General features: G+C 63.6%; 14 protein-coding genes. 10 read left to right on the top strand and 4 right to left on the bottom strand.

Annotated elements, in window-relative coordinates; all coding sequences use genetic code 11:
- Positions 1 to 263 precede the first annotated feature (263 nt).
- From Q6A48_RS07295 to Q6A48_RS07280, 4 genes are all read left to right on the top strand, one after another.
- On the top strand, positions 264 to 1,715 hold the full coding sequence (locus Q6A48_RS07295) for an alanine/glycine:cation symporter family protein (protein WP_304553026.1): 1,452 nt from the start codon (positions 264 to 266) through the stop codon (positions 1,713 to 1,715).
- Positions 1,716 to 1,845: 130 nt separating this feature from the next.
- Positions 1,846 to 2,850, top strand: coding sequence for an asparaginase (locus Q6A48_RS07290; protein WP_304553024.1), 1,005 nt, complete (start codon positions 1,846 to 1,848; stop codon positions 2,848 to 2,850).
- A 181-nt stretch (positions 2,851 to 3,031) separates the two neighbouring features.
- Positions 3,032 to 4,024, top strand: a complete 993-nt coding sequence (locus Q6A48_RS07285) for an AraC family transcriptional regulator (protein ID WP_304553022.1) — start codon at positions 3,032 to 3,034, stop codon at positions 4,022 to 4,024.
- Positions 4,025 to 4,196: 172 nt separating this feature from the next.
- Complete coding sequence (locus tag Q6A48_RS07280; protein WP_304553019.1) at positions 4,197 to 4,655, top strand: REP-associated tyrosine transposase; 459 nt, start codon at positions 4,197 to 4,199, stop codon at positions 4,653 to 4,655.
- A gap of 340 nt (positions 4,656 to 4,995) precedes the next feature.
- Here the strand turns inward: Q6A48_RS07280 and Q6A48_RS07275 are convergent, their stop codons facing one another.
- Entirely contained in the window at positions 4,996 to 5,646 is a 651-nt protein-coding gene (locus Q6A48_RS07275) for an HAD family hydrolase (protein WP_304553017.1), read from the bottom strand.
- Between the two features lie 26 nt (positions 5,647 to 5,672).
- A complete protein-coding gene (locus Q6A48_RS07270) occupies positions 5,673 to 6,218 on the bottom strand; it encodes a gamma carbonic anhydrase family protein (protein ID WP_304553016.1) in 546 nt (181 codons plus the stop codon).
- Between the two features lie 99 nt (positions 6,219 to 6,317).
- Between Q6A48_RS07270 and prlC the strand changes: the two genes are divergently transcribed.
- The 3 genes from prlC (at position 6,318) to Q6A48_RS07255 (ending at position 10,773) form a co-directional block, all read left to right on the top strand.
- Positions 6,318 to 8,369 carry an oligopeptidase A gene (gene prlC / locus Q6A48_RS07265; RefSeq protein WP_304553015.1) on the top strand — a complete coding sequence of 684 codons (2,052 nt, stop codon included), beginning with the start codon at positions 6,318 to 6,320 and terminating at the stop codon, positions 8,367 to 8,369.
- Entirely contained in the window at positions 8,366 to 8,647 is a 282-nt protein-coding gene (locus Q6A48_RS07260; protein ID WP_304553014.1) for a YheV family putative zinc ribbon protein, read from the top strand. Before prlC ends, Q6A48_RS07260 begins: the two co-directional genes overlap by 4 nt.
- 110 nt (positions 8,648 to 8,757) lie before the next feature.
- Positions 8,758 to 10,773 carry a M3 family metallopeptidase gene (locus Q6A48_RS07255; RefSeq protein ID WP_304553013.1) on the top strand — a complete coding sequence of 672 codons (2,016 nt, stop codon included), beginning with the start codon at positions 8,758 to 8,760 and terminating at the stop codon, positions 10,771 to 10,773.
- On the opposite strand, the gene Q6A48_RS07250 is transcribed toward Q6A48_RS07255, so the two are convergent.
- Positions 10,749 to 11,429: a phosphatase domain-containing protein gene (locus tag Q6A48_RS07250; protein WP_304553012.1), complete on the bottom strand. Its 681-nt coding sequence runs from the start codon at positions 11,427 to 11,429 to the stop codon at positions 10,749 to 10,751. The genes Q6A48_RS07255 and Q6A48_RS07250 overlap by 25 nt on opposite strands.
- Before the next feature lie 197 nt (positions 11,430 to 11,626).
- Between Q6A48_RS07250 and Q6A48_RS07245 the strand changes: the two genes are divergently transcribed.
- From Q6A48_RS07245 to Q6A48_RS07235, 3 genes are all read left to right on the top strand, one after another.
- Complete coding sequence (locus tag Q6A48_RS07245) at positions 11,627 to 12,685, top strand: PA0069 family radical SAM protein (protein WP_304553010.1); 1,059 nt, start codon at positions 11,627 to 11,629, stop codon at positions 12,683 to 12,685.
- A gap of 211 nt (positions 12,686 to 12,896) precedes the next feature.
- A complete protein-coding gene (locus Q6A48_RS07240; RefSeq protein ID WP_304553009.1) occupies positions 12,897 to 13,628 on the top strand; it encodes a carbonic anhydrase in 732 nt (243 codons plus the stop codon).
- Positions 13,629 to 13,719: 91 nt separating this feature from the next.
- On the top strand, positions 13,720 to 15,249 hold the full coding sequence (locus tag Q6A48_RS07235; protein ID WP_304553008.1) for a SulP family inorganic anion transporter: 1,530 nt from the start codon (positions 13,720 to 13,722) through the stop codon (positions 15,247 to 15,249).
- A gap of 48 nt (positions 15,250 to 15,297) precedes the next feature.
- Here Q6A48_RS07235 and Q6A48_RS07230 read toward each other — a convergent pair whose 3' ends face one another.
- A complete protein-coding gene (locus Q6A48_RS07230; RefSeq protein WP_304553007.1) occupies positions 15,298 to 16,866 on the bottom strand; it encodes a SulP family inorganic anion transporter in 1,569 nt (522 codons plus the stop codon).
- Between the last annotated feature and the right edge of the window lie 71 nt (positions 16,867 to 16,937).

Genomic DNA, 16,937 nt, shown 5'->3' with positions numbered 1-16,937 from the left:
GTGATGCAAAAGGTCCGTTTCGTCGGACGCACCACAACTGTGCAGACGGGCACCGCACTGATAGGTATAGTGCCGCCCCTCTTCGCATGCGCGGTCGTCGATAGCGAGACCCCAAACACATGCGAAACCCGAACTAATAACAAACCCGCGAAATGGACCGGGACGAAACATCGCCTCGCCTGTCGTGCCGTCCGCCGGCCGATGTAACGCGATGTTTCCAAATGGCCAGCATTTGCTTAAACAAAAAACAGCGAGGAATACTCATGCTTGAAGTCATCAACGACTTCCTCTCAGGGAAAGTGCTGATCGTGCTCATTGTCGGGCTCGGTAGCTACTTCACGATCCGCTCGCGTTTCGTCCAGTTCCGTCATTTCTTCCACATGTTCGCGGTATTCCGCGACAGCCTGAAAAGCAGCGCTGGCCAGCTCAGTTCCTTTCAAGCCCTGATGCTCAGCCTGGCCGGTCGCGTCGGCGCGGGCAACATCGCCGGTGTCGGTATCGCCGTGACCCTGGGCGGCCCGGGCGCGGTGTTCTGGATGTGGGTGACCGCCCTGGTCGGCATGTCCAGCAGCTTCTTCGAATGCTCCCTCGGCCAGCTCTACAAGCGCTGTGACTCCGAAGGCCAGTACCGTGGCGGCCCGTCCTATTACATCCAGCACGGCCTGCAAAAGCGCTGGCTGGGCATGATCATGGCGTTCCTGCTGCTGATCACCTTCGGTTTCGCCTTCAACGGCCTGCAAGCCCACGCCGTGACCCACTCGCTGAACAACGCCTTCGGCCTCGACACCACCTACACCGGCCTGGGCCTGGCGGTGCTGCTGGGCCTGGTGTTCATCGGCGGGATCAAGCGCATCGCCAAGGTGGCCGACCTGCTGGTACCGATCAAGACCCTGGTGTACATCGGCGTGACCATCTACGTGATCGTGCTGCAGTTCGACCACGTGCCGGCCATGCTGGCGACCATCGTCAAGAGCGCCTTCGGCCTGGACCAGGCCTTTGGCGGCCTGATTGGCAGCGCCATCGTCATGGGCGTCAAGCGTGGCGTATTCGCCAACGAAGCGGGCCTGGGCAGTGCGCCCAACGTGGCGGCCGTGGCGTCGGTCGAACACCCGGTAGCCCAGGGCGTGGTCCAGGCGTTCAGCGTGTTCCTGGACACCTTCGTGATCTGCACCTGCACTGCGTTGCTGATCCTGCTGTCCGGCTTCTACACCCCGGGTTTCGAAGGCGACGGCATTGCCCTGACCCAGAACTCCCTGGCAGCGGTCGTCGGTGACTGGGGCAAGATGTTCATCTCCGTGGCCCTGGCGTTGTTCGTCTTCACCTCGATCCTCTACAACTACTACTTGGGCGAGAACAACCTGCGCTTCATGCTCGGCGAGAACCGCAAGGCCCTGGTCGCTTATCGCTCGCTGGTCCTGGTCCTGATTTTCTGGGGCGCCATCGAAAACCTCAGCACCGTGTTCGCCTTCGCCGACATCACCATGACGCTGCTGGCGTTCGTGAACCTGATCGCGCTGTTCCTGCTGTTCAAGGTCGGCATGCGTATCCTGCGCGACTACGACAGCCAGCGTTCGGCCGGCATCAAGGTGCCTGTCTTCGACTCCAGCAAGTTCCCGGACCTGGACCTAGACCGCAAGGCCTGGCCGGCCAACCCGTCGGCACCGCAGACCAGCCCGCAAGGCGCCCCTGCGAGCGTGGCCGCAGCGCAACGCTGATCGGCAACCCCGGCTAAAAACCGGGCGCATCCCCTGCGCCCGGCGTGACACAACGCAAGGTCGGCGTCATGCTCGGCCTTATGTTGTGGCAGCCCATTGAAGCTGCCGTTTTCTTCCTCGGAGAACAACCATGAATGCCTCGACCTACCCTGCCGCCCAGCACGTCATGGTGCTCTACACCGGCGGCACCATCGGCATGCAAGCCAGCGCCCACGGCCTGGCGCCCGCATCCGGTTTCGAAGCGCGGATGCGCGACTACCTGCACAGCCAACCCGAACTCGTCGTCCCGCAGTGGCGCTTCCGGGAAATGTCACCGCTGATCGACAGCGCCAACATGACGCCGGCCTACTGGCAACAACTGCGCGAAGCGGTGGTCGACGCCGTGGATGTGCAAGGTTGCGACAGCGTCCTGATCCTGCACGGCACCGACACCCTGGCCTACAGCGCCGCGGCGATGAGCTTCCAACTGCTCGGCCTGCACGCCCGCGCCTGCTTCACCGGTTCGATGCTGCCCGCCGGCGTGGCCGACAGCGACGCCTGGGAAAACCTCGGCGGCGCCCTGGTCGCCCTCGGCCAAGGCCTGGCGCCGGGTGTGCACCTGTACTTCCACGGCGAGCTGCTGGCACCGACCCGTTGCGCGAAAGTGCGCAGCTTCGGCCGCCACCCGTTCAAGCGCCTGGAACGCCAGGGCGGCGGTACCAAGGCATCTTCCCTGCCGGCACAGTTGAACTACGACCAGCCCAAGCGCCTGGCGAACGTCGCGGCGCTGCCGTTGTTTCCCGGCATCAGCGCCGAGATCCTCGATGGCCTGCTGGGCAGTGGCATCCAGGGCCTGGTGCTGGAGTGCTATGGCAGCGGCACCGGGCCGAGCGACAACCCGGCTTTCCTCGCCAGCCTCGAGCGGGCGCGGGACAGCGGCGTGGTGGTGGTGGCGGTGACCCAGTGCCATGAAGGTGGCGTCGAGCTGGACGTGTACGAGGCGGGCAGCCGCCTGCGCGGCGTCGGCGTGCTGTCCGGCGGGGGCATGACCCGCGAGGCGGCGTTCGGCAAATTACAGGCGTTGATTGGCGCCGGGCTGCCGGTTGAAGAGGTTCGGCGGCTGGTGGAGCTGGACTTGTGTGGCGAATTGAGCTGACACCCTGCACAACCTGGGGGAGCGAGCTTGCTCACGATAGCGGTAGGACATTCAAATTGATGTTGAAGAGTAGGCAGCCATCGCGAGCCAGCTCGCTCCCACAGGTGCTTCAGTGAGCATCCGATTTTCACCCGGCATGTAACTTGCTCCGTTTCCAGCCTCCCAAAGGCTGGAAACGGACATGCTTCATTCCCACCTCACCACCCTCAACGCCGTCTCCCTGGTGCTCAACGCCTTCAAGCACGACGGGCTGCCCAGTGACGCACTGTTGGCCGGCAGCGGCATCAGCACGGCGGACCTGAGCCGGGCCGATACGCGCATCACCACCAACCAGGAAATGCAGGTCTGCGCCAACGCGGTGGCCCTCAAGCGGGACATCGGCCTGGAACTGGGGCGCGACATGCACGTCTCGTCCTACGGCATGCTCGGCTATGCGCTGCTCACCAGTGCCACCTTAGGTGACGCGTTACGCCTGGCGCTGCACTATCCGGCGCTATTGGGAACACTCTTCGAACTGAACCTGGAGGACGCTGGCGATGACGTCTGGCTCTGCGCCAGCGACTATCGAGAGAACCCGGCACTGGCCGTGTTCAACGCCGAGTTCTGCATGGTGTCGCTGAAAGTCATCTGCAACGACCTGCTCGGCCACCCCCTGCCCTTGCGTGCGGCACGCTTCGAGCATTCGGCACCGGATTACCAGGCACGTTACGGCGCCCACTTCGATTGCCCGGTGCACTTCGACAGCCGCGACAACGGCTTCGCCTTCGACCGCCAATGGCTGGGACAGCCCTTGCCACTGGCCGACCCCATCACCCACCACGCCATGGCCGAACGCTGCCGCCGGCAGAACACCGAATTCACCGGCCGGCAGGCCTGGCTGGCACGGATCCGCCAGTTACTCGGCGCCCAACTGGACGCCGCCCCGGGGCTCGAAAGCCTGGCCGAACAGATGAACTGCTCGGCGCGCACCTTGCGTCGGCACCTCAAGGAACTGGGTTGCAGCTACCAGGAGCTGCTCGACGAACTGCGCTTCGAGCGGGCCAAGCAAATGCTGTGGGAAGATCAACTGCCGATCTACCGGATCGCCGAACTGCTCGGCTTCAGCGAAACCGCCAGCTTCCGCCATGCCTTCGTGCGCTGGAGCGGCGTGGCACCAAGCCAGTTCAGGGCCTGACGCCGCCACACCGCTGTTGGCAAGGGGGCTTGATCCTTTAGGAACAGCGCTGTGGGAGCAAGGCTTGCCCGCGATGATGTCTGCCTGGACACATCCTGCTCCAACATTCCGAGTCGGATCCTTTGCAGCTGTCCTAGCCTTGAGACAAAGGACAGATCAAGGAGGATCACTTATGACGACACTGCCTCACTCCAATCAATTGCGTTTCGGGCGTTATTCGCAGTCTGGGCAAATCTATTTGTTGACCGTGAATACGCGCGACCGCGAACCGTTTTTTGATCGCTTCGATACAGGGCGCTTGGTGGTTGATGCCTTTCGGAAGGCTCAACAAGAACAATTTGCCCACTCGTTAGCCTGGGTGGTGATGCCGGACCATTTTCACTGGCTGATCGAATTGCAGGGTATAGGACTCTCCAAACTGATAGCGCGAACGAAGTCTCGGACCACAGTTGTCTTCAATCGATTAATGCAGCGGGAAGGATCGCTTTGGCAGGATGGGTTCCATGACAGGGCCATTCGCAAAGAGGAGGATTTGCAAACAGTCGCGCGATATATCGTGGCGAATCCGTTGCGGGCCGGTTTAGTGACGAAAATTGGGGACTATCCCTTGTGGGACGCGATATGGGTCTGACTCGATTCAAAGCTGAGTCCACGATGGCCTCATCGCGGGCAAGCCTTGCTCCCACAGGCACTCCAAATGTTGCTTTTTTGAGGGGGCAAGCCAGATCTCCATGGCGCTCCAGATGCTGCTTTTTTGAGGGTGCAAGCCAGATCTCCATGGCACTCCAGATGCTGCTTTTTTGAGGGGGCAAGCCAGATCTCCATGGCACTCCAGATGCTGCTTTTTTGAGGGGGCAAGCCAGATCTCCATGGCGCTCCAGATGCTGCTTTTTTGAGGGGGCAAGCCAGATCTCCATGGCGCTCCAGACGCTGCTCTGTGGGAGCAAGGCTTGCCCGCGATTGCAATATGATTAACGCCGTAAAAACGCCTGATGCAACGCATCTACCGTCTGGAAGTGATACGCCGGGCCCTCGGCGCTGAGTTCTGCATGGCTGCCAAACCCATACCCCACCGCCGCCGCATCCAGACCATTGCGGCGGGCGCCGATCAGGTCGTGCTTGCGGTCGCCGATCATCAGGGTACTGCCCGGGTCCAGGCCTTCTTCGGCCAGCAGGTGGGCGATCAGCTCGACCTTGTCGGTACGGGTGCCGTCCAGCTCACTGCCATAGATCACCTTGAAGTGACGGGCGAAGTCGAAGTGACGGGCGATTTCCCGGGCGAAGACCCAGGGTTTGGAGGTGGCGATGAACAACTGGCGCCCTTGGCCGCCCAAGGTTTCCAGCAGTGGCATCACGCCGTCGAAGACCCGGTTTTCGTACAACCCGGTCACCTTGAACCGTTCGCGATAGAAATTCACCGCCTCCCAGGCCTTCGCTTCGTCGAAGTCATAAAACTGCATGAACGCCTGCAACAGCGGCGGGCCGATGAAATGCTCGAGGCGGGTCAGGTCGGGTTCGTCGATGCCCAGTTTGCTCAAGGCGAACTGGATCGAACGGGTGATGCCCTCGCGGGGATCGGTGAGGGTGCCGTCGAGGTCGAAGAGTACGGTTTGGTAATGCATGAACATTCCTGGGAGTGTCGGGCGATTCAGGCCTGGTCGTAGCCTTCGGCCAGGTGCAGGTCTTTGAGCTTCACGTAGTTCGCCGCGCTGTAGGTGAAGAACGCGCGTTCCTTGTCGGTCAGTGGCCGGGCCTGTTTCACCGGGCTGCCGACGTACAGGAAGCCGCTCTCCAGCCGCTTGCCCGGCGGTACGAGGCTGCCGGCACCGATGATTACATCGTCCTCGACCACGGCGCCATCCATGACGATGCTGCCCATGCCGATCAGCACCCGGCTGCCCACGCTGCAACCATGGAGCATGACTTTGTGGGCGATGGTCACGTCGTCGCCGACCAGCAACGGGAAGCCGTCGGGGTTGAACGGCCCGGCGTGGGTGATGTGCAGCACGCAGCCATCCTGGACGCTGGTGCGGGCACCGATTCGGATGCGGTGCATGTCGCCGCGAATGACGGTCAGCGGCCAGACGGAGCTGTCTTCACCGATCTCGACGTCGCCGATCACCACCGCGGTGCTGTCGACAAAGGCGCCCGGGGCAAGCCGCGGGCGGTGATTCTGGTACGTGCGAAGGGTCACGATAGGCTCTCTCTTATCGGCTGATAGGTGCTGCTAGCTGCGGTGAGCGTCGATTGTAATTAAGATGGCCCCATGTTTCTTCCAGCCAAGGTGCCAACCGTGAGCGTGAACAACCCTCTTTTGCAACCCTATGACCTGCCGCCATTCTCGGCGATCCGAGCCGAGCATGTGCAACCGGCCATCGAGCAGATCCTGGCTGACAACCGCGCCGCCATCGCGCAAATCCTCAAGAGCCAGGGGCAACAGCCGACCTGGACTGGCCTGGTCCTGGCGATGGACGAACTCAACGACCGCCTAAGCGCCGCCTGGAGCCCGGTCAGCCATTTGAACGCCGTGCGTAACAGCCCCGAGCTGCGTGAAGCCTACGAGGCCTGCCTGCCGGCCTTGAGCGCCTATTCCACCGAACTGGGCCAGAACCGCGAATTGTTCCAGGCCTTCGAAGCGCTGGCCAACAGCCCCGAAGCCGCCGGTTTCGATGTGGCGCAAAAAACCATCCTGGAACATTCCCTGCGTGACTTCCGCCTGTCGGGCATCGACCTGCCGCCCGAGCAGCAGAAGCGCTACGCCGAGGTGCAGAGCAAGCTGTCGGAGCTGGGCAGCCGCTTCTCCAACCAGTTGCTCGACGCGACCCAGGCCTGGACCAAGCATGTCACCGATGAAGCCGCCCTCGCCGGCCTCACCGATTCGGCCAAGGCGCAGATGGCGGCAGCGGCCCAGGCCAAGGGCCTGGACGGCTGGCTGATCAACCTGGAATTCCCCAGCTATTACGCGGTGATGACCTACGCCGAAGACCGCGCCCTGCGCGAAGAAGTCTACGCCGCCTACTGCACCCGCGCATCGGACCAAGGCCCGAATGCCGGCCAGAACGACAACGGCCCGGTGATGGAACAGATCCTCGACCTGCGCCAGGAACTGGCCCAACTGCTGGGCTTCGCCAATTTCGCCGAGTTGAGCCTGGCGACAAAGATGGCCGAGTCCAGCGACCAGGTCCTGAGCTTCCTGCGGGACCTGGCCAAGCGCAGCAAGCCGTTCGCGGCCCAGGACCTGGAACAGCTCAAGGCCTTCGCCGCCGAACAGGGCTGCCCCGACCTGCAAAGCTGGGACAGCGGCTTCTATGGCGAAAAACTGCGCCAGCAGCGCTACAGCGTCGCCCAGGAAGCCCTGCGCGCGTACTTCCCGATCGACAAGGTGCTGGGCGGGCTGTTCGCCATCGTGCAACGCCTCTACGGCATCGAGATCGCCGAGCTGAAGGGCTTCGACGCCTGGCACCCGGACGTGCGCCTGTTCGAGATCAAGGAGAATGGCCAGCACGTCGGCCGCTTCTTCTTCGACCTCTATGCCCGCGCCAACAAGCGCGGCGGTGCCTGGATGGATGGCGCCCGCGACCGTCGGCGCACCGCCGGTGGCGCCTTGCAAAGCCCGGTGGCGAACCTGGTGTGCAACTTCACCCCGGCTGACAGCGGCAAGCCGGCGCTGCTGACCCACGACGAAGTCACCACGCTGTTCCACGAGTTCGGCCATGGCCTGCACCACCTGCTGACCCGCGTCGAGCATGCCGGTGTGTCCGGCATCAATGGCGTGGCCTGGGACGCCGTCGAGCTGCCCAGCCAGTTCATGGAGAACTGGTGCTGGGAGCCCGAGGGCCTGGCGCTGATTTCCGGCCACTACGAAACCGGCGAACCACTGCCCCAGGACCTGCTGGAAAAAATGCTCGCGGCGAAAAACTTCCAGTCCGGCCTGATGATGGTTCGCCAACTGGAGTTCTCGCTGTTCGACTTCGAGCTGCACGCCACCCACGGCGACGGCCGCAGCGTGCTGCAAGTGCTCGAAGGCGTACGCGACGAGGTGTCGGTGATGCGACCGCCAGCCTACAACCGCTTCCCCAACAGCTTTGCCCACATCTTCGCCGGCGGGTACGCGGCGGGCTACTACAGCTACAAGTGGGCGGAAGTGCTGTCCGCCGATGCGTTCTCCAAGTTCGAGGAAGAAGGCGTGCTCAACGCCGACATCGGCCGCGCCTTCCGCGAAGCCATCCTCGCCCGGGGCGGTTCCCAGGCGCCGATGGTGCTGTTCGTCGACTTCCGTGGCCGCGAGCCGTCGATTGACGCACTCTTGCGCCATAGCGGCCTGAGCGAGGACGCGGCAGCATGAGCGAGGGGCCTGTGATCACCAAGCGTCGCTTCATTGCCGGGGCGGTCTGCCCGGCCTGCAGTGAACCGGACAAGCTGATGATGTGGAACGAAGACGGCGTGCCCCATCGTGAATGCGTGGCCTGCGGTTATTCCGACACGCTCAACGAACAAGGCCTGTCGGTGCCCAAGGAACTGGGCACCCGCGTCAACACCTCGGCGCCCAAGGCGGCGGATGCCAAGGTCCAGGCGGTGCAGTTCTTCCCCAACCCCAAGCTGAAGAAGAAACCCACGGAGTAATCCGCTGGCCGCAGGCGCGTCATCCGGCGCGCCTGCGATACCTATGTACCGCAAGACGCAAGGCCTTCCCGCGCAGACTGTCCACCACGACAGACTGACAGGAAGGCCCCATGCCCCTTGCCGACAACCCCCTGCTGCAGGCCTACGACCTGCCCCCGTTTGCCCATATCGAAGCCCGGCATTTTGCCCCGGCCCTCGACCGTATCCTCGCCGACAGCCGCGCCCAGGTGGCCCATGTCATCCAGACCCAGGCGGTGTTTCCCACCTGGGATGACCTGGTGCTGGCCATGGACGAGGTCCATGCGCGCTTGAAGACCTTCGGCTACGTGTTGGACCGCCTGACCTCCACCAGGACGGGAAGCGACTGGGCCCAGGCTTCGCTCGACTGCAGCGACCGCTTGCAGGATTTCCAGCGTTCCCTCGATGAACACCCCGGGCTGTTCCAGCTCTACCAGCGCCTGGCGGACAGCCAGATAGCCCAGCACTTCGCCCCGGCCAGGAAAAGAACCCTGGAAAAGATCCTCCGGCGCTTTCGCCTGGGCGGGTCCGGCCACCCATCACAGGCCGAGGTGAAGGACCTGGCGCTGCGTATCCAGGGCGGCCGGTACTTGTTCATGGAACACTTGCAAGAAGCCAACAAGGCCTGGAGCCAGGTCTTTGACGACGAGACGGCGTTGAACGGCCTGCCGGCGGCTTTCAGGCAGCGCATGGCCGACCTGGCGCGCGAGCAAGGGCACAAAGGCTGGCTGCTGACGCTCGACGAAACCTCGTTTCGCACCGTCACCCGCCATGCCGACGACCGGCTGCTGCGCCAACGCGTGTACATCGCCTACAGCACCCGCGCCTCGGACCAGGGCCCCCAGGCCGGGCAGTTCGACAATGGCGAAGTCCTCCGGCAGTTGCTCAGGGACCGCCACCAGTACGCGAGGTTATTGGGCTACGCCAGCTACGCGCACTTGGCGATCGAGCCGGAGCAGGCGCAGTCACCGGAACAGGTCTTGTCGTTCCTGCGGCGACAGCTCGCGCGGCAGAAAAAAACCTGGCCACAGGACACCGAGCAGCTCAAGGCATTTGCCTCGGCGCAGGGCTACGGCGCCTTGCAGCCATGGGATTATCCGTACCTGGCGGAGAAGCTCCGTCGGCAAGCGACGGGCGTGTCGGAGCAGTCCATCAGCGCCTGGTTTACGCTGGCGACCACCTTTGCCCGGATGAGGCAGATCGCGGGGGAGCTGCTCGGCGTGGAGATCATCGAGCGCCCGGAGGTGGCGAGCTGGGACGCCCAGGTGTGCCTGTTCGAAGTCCGCGAGTGGGGCGAAACCATCGGCTACTTTTATTTCGATCCGTTCGAGGACCCAAGCGAGGAAGGTTTCCCCCAGACCACCACCCTGCGCAACCGCCGCATCACCGCCGAGGGCCGGCCTCGGCACCCCATCGCAGTGCTGCATGGCTGGCTGCCGCGTCCTTCAGGTAAGCAACCGGTTTTGCTGGATCACCGGCAACTGCGGATTCTGTTTCACGAACTCGGCCATTGCCTGCACCACATCCTGACCCGCGCGGAGTATCGCGACGTGTCCGGGATCACGGAGCTTTCCCGGGACACGGCGGAGTTTGCCGGGGTGCTGTTCGAGCAATGGTGTTTTTCCATACCCTGCCTGATTCGACTGTCCAGCCATCACCAGACCGGCGCGCCCTTGCCGGAAAACATCGCCGATCAGTTGCTCGATTACCTCGACACCCAGGCCAGTTGGGAACAGGCGGCGTCCCTGCGCGAGGCTTTATTCGACCTGGAACTGCACCGCAACGACGGCGACGGGCGAAGTGCCCAAGAGATTTTCGACCAGGTCAGCGCACAAGTGGGGCATCTGCCCGCCTTCGCAGACGAACGCTGGCCCAATGGCCTGGATTACATGGTCACCGGCTATGCCGCCGGAATCTACGCCTATGCCTGGTCCAGGCAATTGGCCCACACCGTGTTCGAAGTGTTCAGGCGCAACGGGCTGTTCGACCGGCGAACAGGCCGGGCATTGCGCGAGACGCTATTCGGCCCGGGTGATTCTCGACCGCTCGCCGCCTCCATCGCGGCCTTCAGGCAGGCCTGCGATCAGCGCGGCGGCGTGACCGCCTGAGCGTCGAGGTGATGAAGGTTCGTCGTGCTGTTGACCCAGCTCTCCAGGGAACAGAGCGCGAAGACGCTGGTGCTGCAGTCGCCATTGGCCAATGCCGTGCGCAGTTTTTCCACATCGGCCTGCATCATGTAGCGAACGCCATCCTTGAAGTGATGACTGTCCCCGAAGCCGCCCTCGGTCATTTCGTTCAGCGCGTCTTCTTTGCTCCAGCCCTGTACCACCACGCGGTACATGGCCGCCACCAGGCCGGTGCGATCCGAGCCGTGCTTGCAGTGCATCAGCACCGGCCCCTTGGCTTCGGCGGCCTGGATGGCGCGCAGGGCGCGGAGTATGTCGCTGTCGTCGACGTGATTGGTGCGATAGGGCAACCGTACCTGTTCGATGTCGGGGGCGGAGAGCCAGCGCGCATCCGACGTCGGCAGGAACGTGATGACCGTGCCGATCCGCAGCTTCGCCAACAACGGCAGGGCCCCGCTGTCCGGCAAGGAACTGCGGTAGAGCGTGGGCGACATCTGGTACAGGTTGTAGTCCTTTTCCACAGGCTGGGCCCACTCGGCGGGCCGCGTCTGCACGGCATCCGCCGCCTGGGCGGGTATTTCAGCCAGACCGATCAGCAAGGCCAGGCAACACAGTGAACGGGAGCAGAGCTTGAGCATGCACGGACAACCGGAGACAAGAAGGTTCGAGGGTGCACAGTGTCGGCTCGCTCCGGTTAAAAACCCGTAAGCAGGACGTCAAAGTGTTGTGAATTGGGTTTGACGCCAGGGGCGCTTGCGGCCGGACCGCTGAATGGCACTGGTCCGAACGCAAAGCTCGCGATACTGTATGCACATACAGCATCGGAGTATTCCCCATGTCAGCCTCCCTGCCGCCACGTGGCCGTGGCACCGCTGCCAACCCCCACAATCGCTTCGCCCCGAGTCGCTCGGTGGTCGAGGATGACGGCTGGTATCAGGAAGTACCGCCGACCCAAGGCACCGAAGTGCGCTTCGAAACGGCGAAGACCATCATCACCCGCAACACCTCGCCGGACATTCCCTTCGATCGCTCGATCAACCCCTACCGCGGTTGCGAACACGGTTGCATCTATTGCTACGCCCGCCCCAGCCACGCGTATTGGGACATGTCGCCGGGGCTGGATTTCGAAACCCGGTTGATCGCCAAGAGCAACGCCGCCGACGTGCTGGAAGAACAGCTGTCCAAGCGAGGCTATCAATGCGCGCCGATCAACCTGGGCTCCAACACCGACCCCTACCAGCCCATCGAGCGCGAGCAACGCATCACCCGCAGGATCCTGGAAGTGCTGTTGCGCTACCGCCATCCGGTGACCATCGTGACTAAGGGCTCGCTGATCCTGCGCGACCTGGACCTGCTGGCGGAGCTGGCTCGCCAGCGACTGGTGGCGGTGATGATCAGCCTCACCACCCTGGACGATGAGCTCAAGCGCATCCTCGAACCGCGCGCGGCGGCGCCCAAGGCGCGGTTGCGGGCGATCAAGGTCATGCGCGAGGCCGGCATCCCGGTGGGAGTGCTGTGCGCCCCGATGATCCCGATGATCAACGACAGCGAAATCGAGGCGCTACTGGCCCAAGCCCATGCCGCCGGTGCCCAGACGGCTTCCTACGTCATGTTGCGCCTGCCCCTGGAGGTCGCGCCGCTGTTCGAGCAGTGGCTGCAAGCGCATTACCCGCAGCGGGCCGCCCATGTGCTGAGCCTTGTGCGCCAGAGCCGCGGCGGTGAACTGTACGACAGCCAGTTCGGCAACCGCATGCGCGGCGAAGGCCCCTTCGCCGACCTGCTGGCCCAGCGCTTCACCAAGGCGATCAAGCGGCTGGGGCTGGACCGGCGCGAAGGCTACGCGCTGGATTGCGACGCCTTCTGTCCGCCGGGCCGACAAATGTCCTTGATTTGAATACAGTGGAACCGTGGCACAACGTCCGCACGCCCGCGCCTGGGCGCGTCGAGTTGTGATTCATGCCTTGTAATCTACGTCCTAGAGCCATTGATTCAGTTTGAGTTAAGTTTCGACCGCTACCTTGTTCAACGAGTGACTGACGGGTCGGGCCTTCGACCTGGACGTTTTTTAACCAGCCACTGGCGTCAACCGTCAAAGAGGATGAATCATGAGTGACAAGGATAAACAGCCGTTGGCTGCGTCGGCTTCAGCCCAACCCGAGGCGGAGACCGCCGATGCAGCGCTGCAGCATATTGTTGACGGCTTTTTGCATTTCCATCACGAAGTCTTCCCGCAGCAGGAAGAACTCTTCAAGAAACTCGCCACCGCCCAATCCCCCCGGGCGATGTTCATCACCTGCGCCGACTCGCGCATCGTGCCCGAGTTGATCACCCACAGCTCCCCCGGCGACCTGTTCGTCACCCGTAACGTCGGCAACGTCGTTCCGCCCTACGGGCAGATGAACGGCGGCGTTTCCACGGCCATCGAGTACGCGGTGCTGGCCCTCGGCGTGCAGCACATCATCGTATGCGGCCATTCCGATTGCGGCGCCATGCGCGCGGTACTCAACCCGGAAACGCTGGAAAAGATGCCGACCGTCAAGGCCTGGCTGCGCCACGCCGAGGTGGCCAAGACCATGGTCCATGACAACTGCCCCTGCGGCGACGAAAAACAGACCATGCCCATCCTCACCGAAGAGAACGTGATCGCGCAGTTGCAGCACCTGCGAACGCACCCTTCGGTCGCCTCGCGCATGGCCAGCGGCCAGTTGTTCATCCACGGCTGGGTGTACAACATCGAGACCAGCGAGATCAAAGCCTTCGACGCGGACCGAGGTTGTTTCCTGCCGCTCGATGGTAGCCATCCGATCCCGGTCGCGACGCCCAAAGCGCGCTTCTAACCGCTCCTACCATCCTTGCGTGGAACAAAGCCTGCCTGCCATCCAGGCGGTCGGGCCTTGCCATGCCTGAAGAAACTTCGGGAGAGTCGCCATGCGTGCTGCTCAATTAAAAGCTGTCCTGCCACGGGAGCTGCTGGCTTCGGTGGTTGTGTTCCTGGTGGCGCTGCCCTTGTGCATGGGCATTGCCATCGCCTCCGGCCTGCCACCTGCCAAGGGCTTGGTCACCGGCATCGTCGGTGGCCTGGTGGTCGGCTTCCTCGCCGGCTCGAAATTGCAGGTCAGTGGTCCGGCCGCCGGCTTGGCGGTGTTGGTCTTCGAACTGGTGCGCCAACATGGCGTGGCGATGCTCGGGCCGATCCTGCTGCTGGCAGGGTTGCTGCAACTGCTGGCCGGGCGTTTTCGCCTGGGCTGCTGGTTCCGGGTGACGGCGCCGGCGGTGGTCTATGGCATGCTGGCGGGCATTGGCGTGTTGATCGTGTTGTCCCAGGTCCACGTGATGCTCGACGCGGCGCCCAAGCCGTCCGGGCTGGATAACCTGGTGGCCTTCCCCTCGGCGGTGGCCCAGGCGCTGCCGTCCTTCGGCTGGCAGGCCGGCCTGCTCGGCCTGTCGACGATGGCCGTGATGTGGCTGTGGGAAAAGCTGCGCCCCCACAGCCTGCGCTTCATCCCCGGCGCCTTGCTTGGCGTAGGCCTGGCGACCATCGCCAGCCTGCTGTTGGCCCTGCCGGTCAAGCGCGTGGAAGTCCCGGACAACCTCGCCGACGCCATCGACTGGCTGCGTCCGGCGGACCTGCTGAACCTGGCCGATCCGACGCTGCTGATCGCCGCCTTCGCGGTCGCGTTCATCGCCAGCGCCGAAACCCTGCTGTCGGCCGCGGCGGTGGATCGCATGCACAGCGGTGAACGGGCGGACTTCGACCGGGAGCTGTCGGCCCAAGGCATCGGCAACATGCTGTGCGGCCTGCTCGGCGCCTTGCCGATGACGGGCGTGATCGTGCGCAGCTCAGCCAACGTCCAGGCCGGGGCAACCACCCGGATGTCGACGATTTTCCATGGCCTGTGGCTGTTGTTGTTCGTATTGCTGCTGTCCAGCGTGCTGCAAAGCATTCCGGTGGCGAGCCTGGCGGGGGTTCTGGTGTATACCGGCTTCAAACTGGTGGACCTCAAGGCCTTTCGCAACCTGGGCCGTTATGGCCGGATGCCGATGTTCACCTACGCCGCGACGGCACTGGCGATCATCTTCACTGACCTGCTGACCGGCGTGCTGATCGGTTTCGGCCTGACCCTGGCGAAGTTGGCCTGGAAAGCGTCGCGCTTGAAAATCAGCCTGATCGACCTGCCTCAGGACGGTGAGATGGAACTGCGCCTGGTGGGCGCGGCGACCTTCCTCAAGGTCCCGGCGCTGACCCAGGTGCTGGGCACCCTGCCCGAAGGCGTGACGGTGCATGTGCCGCTCAATAACCTGAGCTACATCGACCACTCGTGCCTGGAATTGCTGGAGGAATGGAGCCGGGCCAACGCCAGCAAGGGCTCGAAACTGCTGATCGAATCCCGCGGGCTCAAGCGTCGCTTGGAAGGACGGTTGCGCACGACAGTGGGCGTGGGTGCAGCGGCGTCCTGAGACCTTGGTCCAAGCCTTGTGGGAGCTTTTCCCACAAGGCGAGCGGTCTCACTCTTCGAATTGGATCGGGCAATGCTCTGCCCCCTCAAGCTTCTTCAGCTCTTCCACCACCTGGGGTCGGGCCCGGCGCAAGGTCAGGCTCCGGCCCTGGCTGCGCAGGCGCCGGGCTTCCTGGTGGAGCATTGCCACGCCGGAATAATCGATGAAGTTGATCTGCTGCGCGTCGATGATCACCCGCGGCGCCTGCAGGCGTTGCAGGCGTACCTGGAGGAAATGACTGGCGCCGAAAAAGATCGACCCGCCGACCCGCAAAATCTCCGCTTCCCCTTCGCGAAAGTGCTGCACCCGCGGTTGCGAGGTGCGCTTGAGGTAGAAGAACAGCGAGGCCAGCACACCCGCGTAGATCGCGGTTTGCAGTTCCAGGAGCAGCGTCGCCAGGCAGGTCAGGCCCATGACCACGAATTCGGCGCGGCTCACCCGGTACAGCGCGCGGATGCCGCGGTGATCCACCAGCCCCCAGGCGATCAACAGGATGCTGCCAGCCATGGCCGGGATCGGAATATGGGCGATCAGCGTGGCCCCGGCGACCGCGAACAGCGCCACCCACAAGGCCGAGAACACCCCGGCCAAGGGGGAGCAGGCACCGGCTTCGTAGCTGAGGCCGGAACGCGTGAAGGAACCGGCCGACAAGGATCCGGAGAAAAATCCTCCGACGATGTTGGAAAGCCCTTGCGCCCTCACCTCCTGGTTCGCATCGAGCAACTGCCCGGAACGCACCGACAACGAGCGGGCGATCGACAGGCTGGTGACCAGCCCGAGCATCCCCACCGCGACGGCACCCGGCAGCAGGCGCAAGATCAGCTCCAGGTCCAGCGGCAGCGGCGAGAGCGGCGGCAGGCGCCCGGTAAAGGCGCTGACCAGTGCCACATGCCCGAACATCGCGGGCCACAGCCAGACCACCAGGCTGCTGATCACCAACGTTATCAACAGGCTTGGCCAGCGAGGCAACGCTCGTTTCAGGGTTATCCCCAGCCCCAGCGTGGCCAGCCCCAAGAGCAAGGACGGTTTATCCACAGCACCGATGTGGTTGACCAGCATCAGCAAGCCTTTCAGGGCCGTGGCTTCGTTCGGCAGGTTCAGCCCCAACAGGTTCGGCAACTGCCCCAAGGCGATCACCACCGCCGCCCCCAGCGTGAAGCCCAGTACTACCGAATGGGAGACGAAATTCACCAGCGCGCCGAAACGCAACAGCCCCAGCAGCCATTGGAAAACGCCCGCCAGCACGGTCAGCAACAGGATCAAGGTGACGTAGTCCTGGCTGGCGGGCACGGCCAGGGGACTGATGCTGGCGTACAGGACAATGGAGATCGCTGCCGTAGGACCGCAGATCAAATGCCAGGAGGAGCCCCACAGACAGGCAATCAGCACCGGCACGATCGCCGCGTACAAGCCATATTCAGGCGGAAGGCCGGCGATCAGCGCGTAGGCAATGGATTGTGGCAACGCGAGAATCGCGCCGCTCAGGCCGACGATCAGATCCCGCCCGACGCTGGCGCGGGTCTGTCGGGGGAGCCAGCTCAGGAACGGAAAGAGTGAATGGCGGGTGGGAATTGCCATGGGGCCTCAAGGATCGGATTTGGCGCAAGAGTAGCAGGACGAGGCTCTGTCTCTTCCTGTGGCGAGGGGAT

Origin of the sequence: Pseudomonas citrullilanati, assembly GCF_030580855.1 — a bacterium.
GTDB classification, from domain to species: Bacteria; Pseudomonadota; Gammaproteobacteria; order Pseudomonadales; family Pseudomonadaceae; genus Aquipseudomonas; species Aquipseudomonas citrulli.
This window is presented reverse-complemented; position numbering and strand designations above follow the sequence as displayed.

Excerpts from the sequence above, each read along its gene's own strand:
- Q6A48_RS07285 (WP_304553022.1), top strand. The coding sequence starts at position 3,032 with ATGCTTCATTCCCACCTCACCACCCTCAACGCCGTCTCCCTGGTGCTC.
- Q6A48_RS07240 (WP_304553009.1), top strand. The coding sequence starts at position 12,897 with ATGAGTGACAAGGATAAACAGCCGTTGGCTGCGTCGGCTTCAGCCCAA.
- Q6A48_RS07230 (WP_304553007.1), bottom strand. The coding sequence starts at position 16,866 with ATGGCAATTCCCACCCGCCATTCACTCTTTCCGTTCCTGAGCTGGCTC.
- Q6A48_RS07250 (WP_304553012.1), bottom strand. The coding sequence starts at position 11,429 with ATGCTCAAGCTCTGCTCCCGTTCACTGTGTTGCCTGGCCTTGCTGATC.
- Q6A48_RS07280 (WP_304553019.1), top strand. The coding sequence starts at position 4,197 with ATGACGACACTGCCTCACTCCAATCAATTGCGTTTCGGGCGTTATTCG.
- Q6A48_RS07275 (WP_304553017.1), bottom strand. The coding sequence starts at position 5,646 with ATGCATTACCAAACCGTACTCTTCGACCTCGACGGCACCCTCACCGAT.
- Q6A48_RS07235 (WP_304553008.1), top strand. The coding sequence starts at position 13,720 with ATGCGTGCTGCTCAATTAAAAGCTGTCCTGCCACGGGAGCTGCTGGCT.
- Q6A48_RS07245 (WP_304553010.1), top strand. The coding sequence starts at position 11,627 with ATGTCAGCCTCCCTGCCGCCACGTGGCCGTGGCACCGCTGCCAACCCC.
- Q6A48_RS07290 (WP_304553024.1), top strand. The coding sequence starts at position 1,846 with ATGAATGCCTCGACCTACCCTGCCGCCCAGCACGTCATGGTGCTCTAC.
- Q6A48_RS07260 (WP_304553014.1), top strand. The coding sequence starts at position 8,366 with ATGAGCGAGGGGCCTGTGATCACCAAGCGTCGCTTCATTGCCGGGGCG.
- Q6A48_RS07295 (WP_304553026.1), top strand. The coding sequence starts at position 264 with ATGCTTGAAGTCATCAACGACTTCCTCTCAGGGAAAGTGCTGATCGTG.
- Q6A48_RS07255 (WP_304553013.1), top strand. The coding sequence starts at position 8,758 with ATGCCCCTTGCCGACAACCCCCTGCTGCAGGCCTACGACCTGCCCCCG.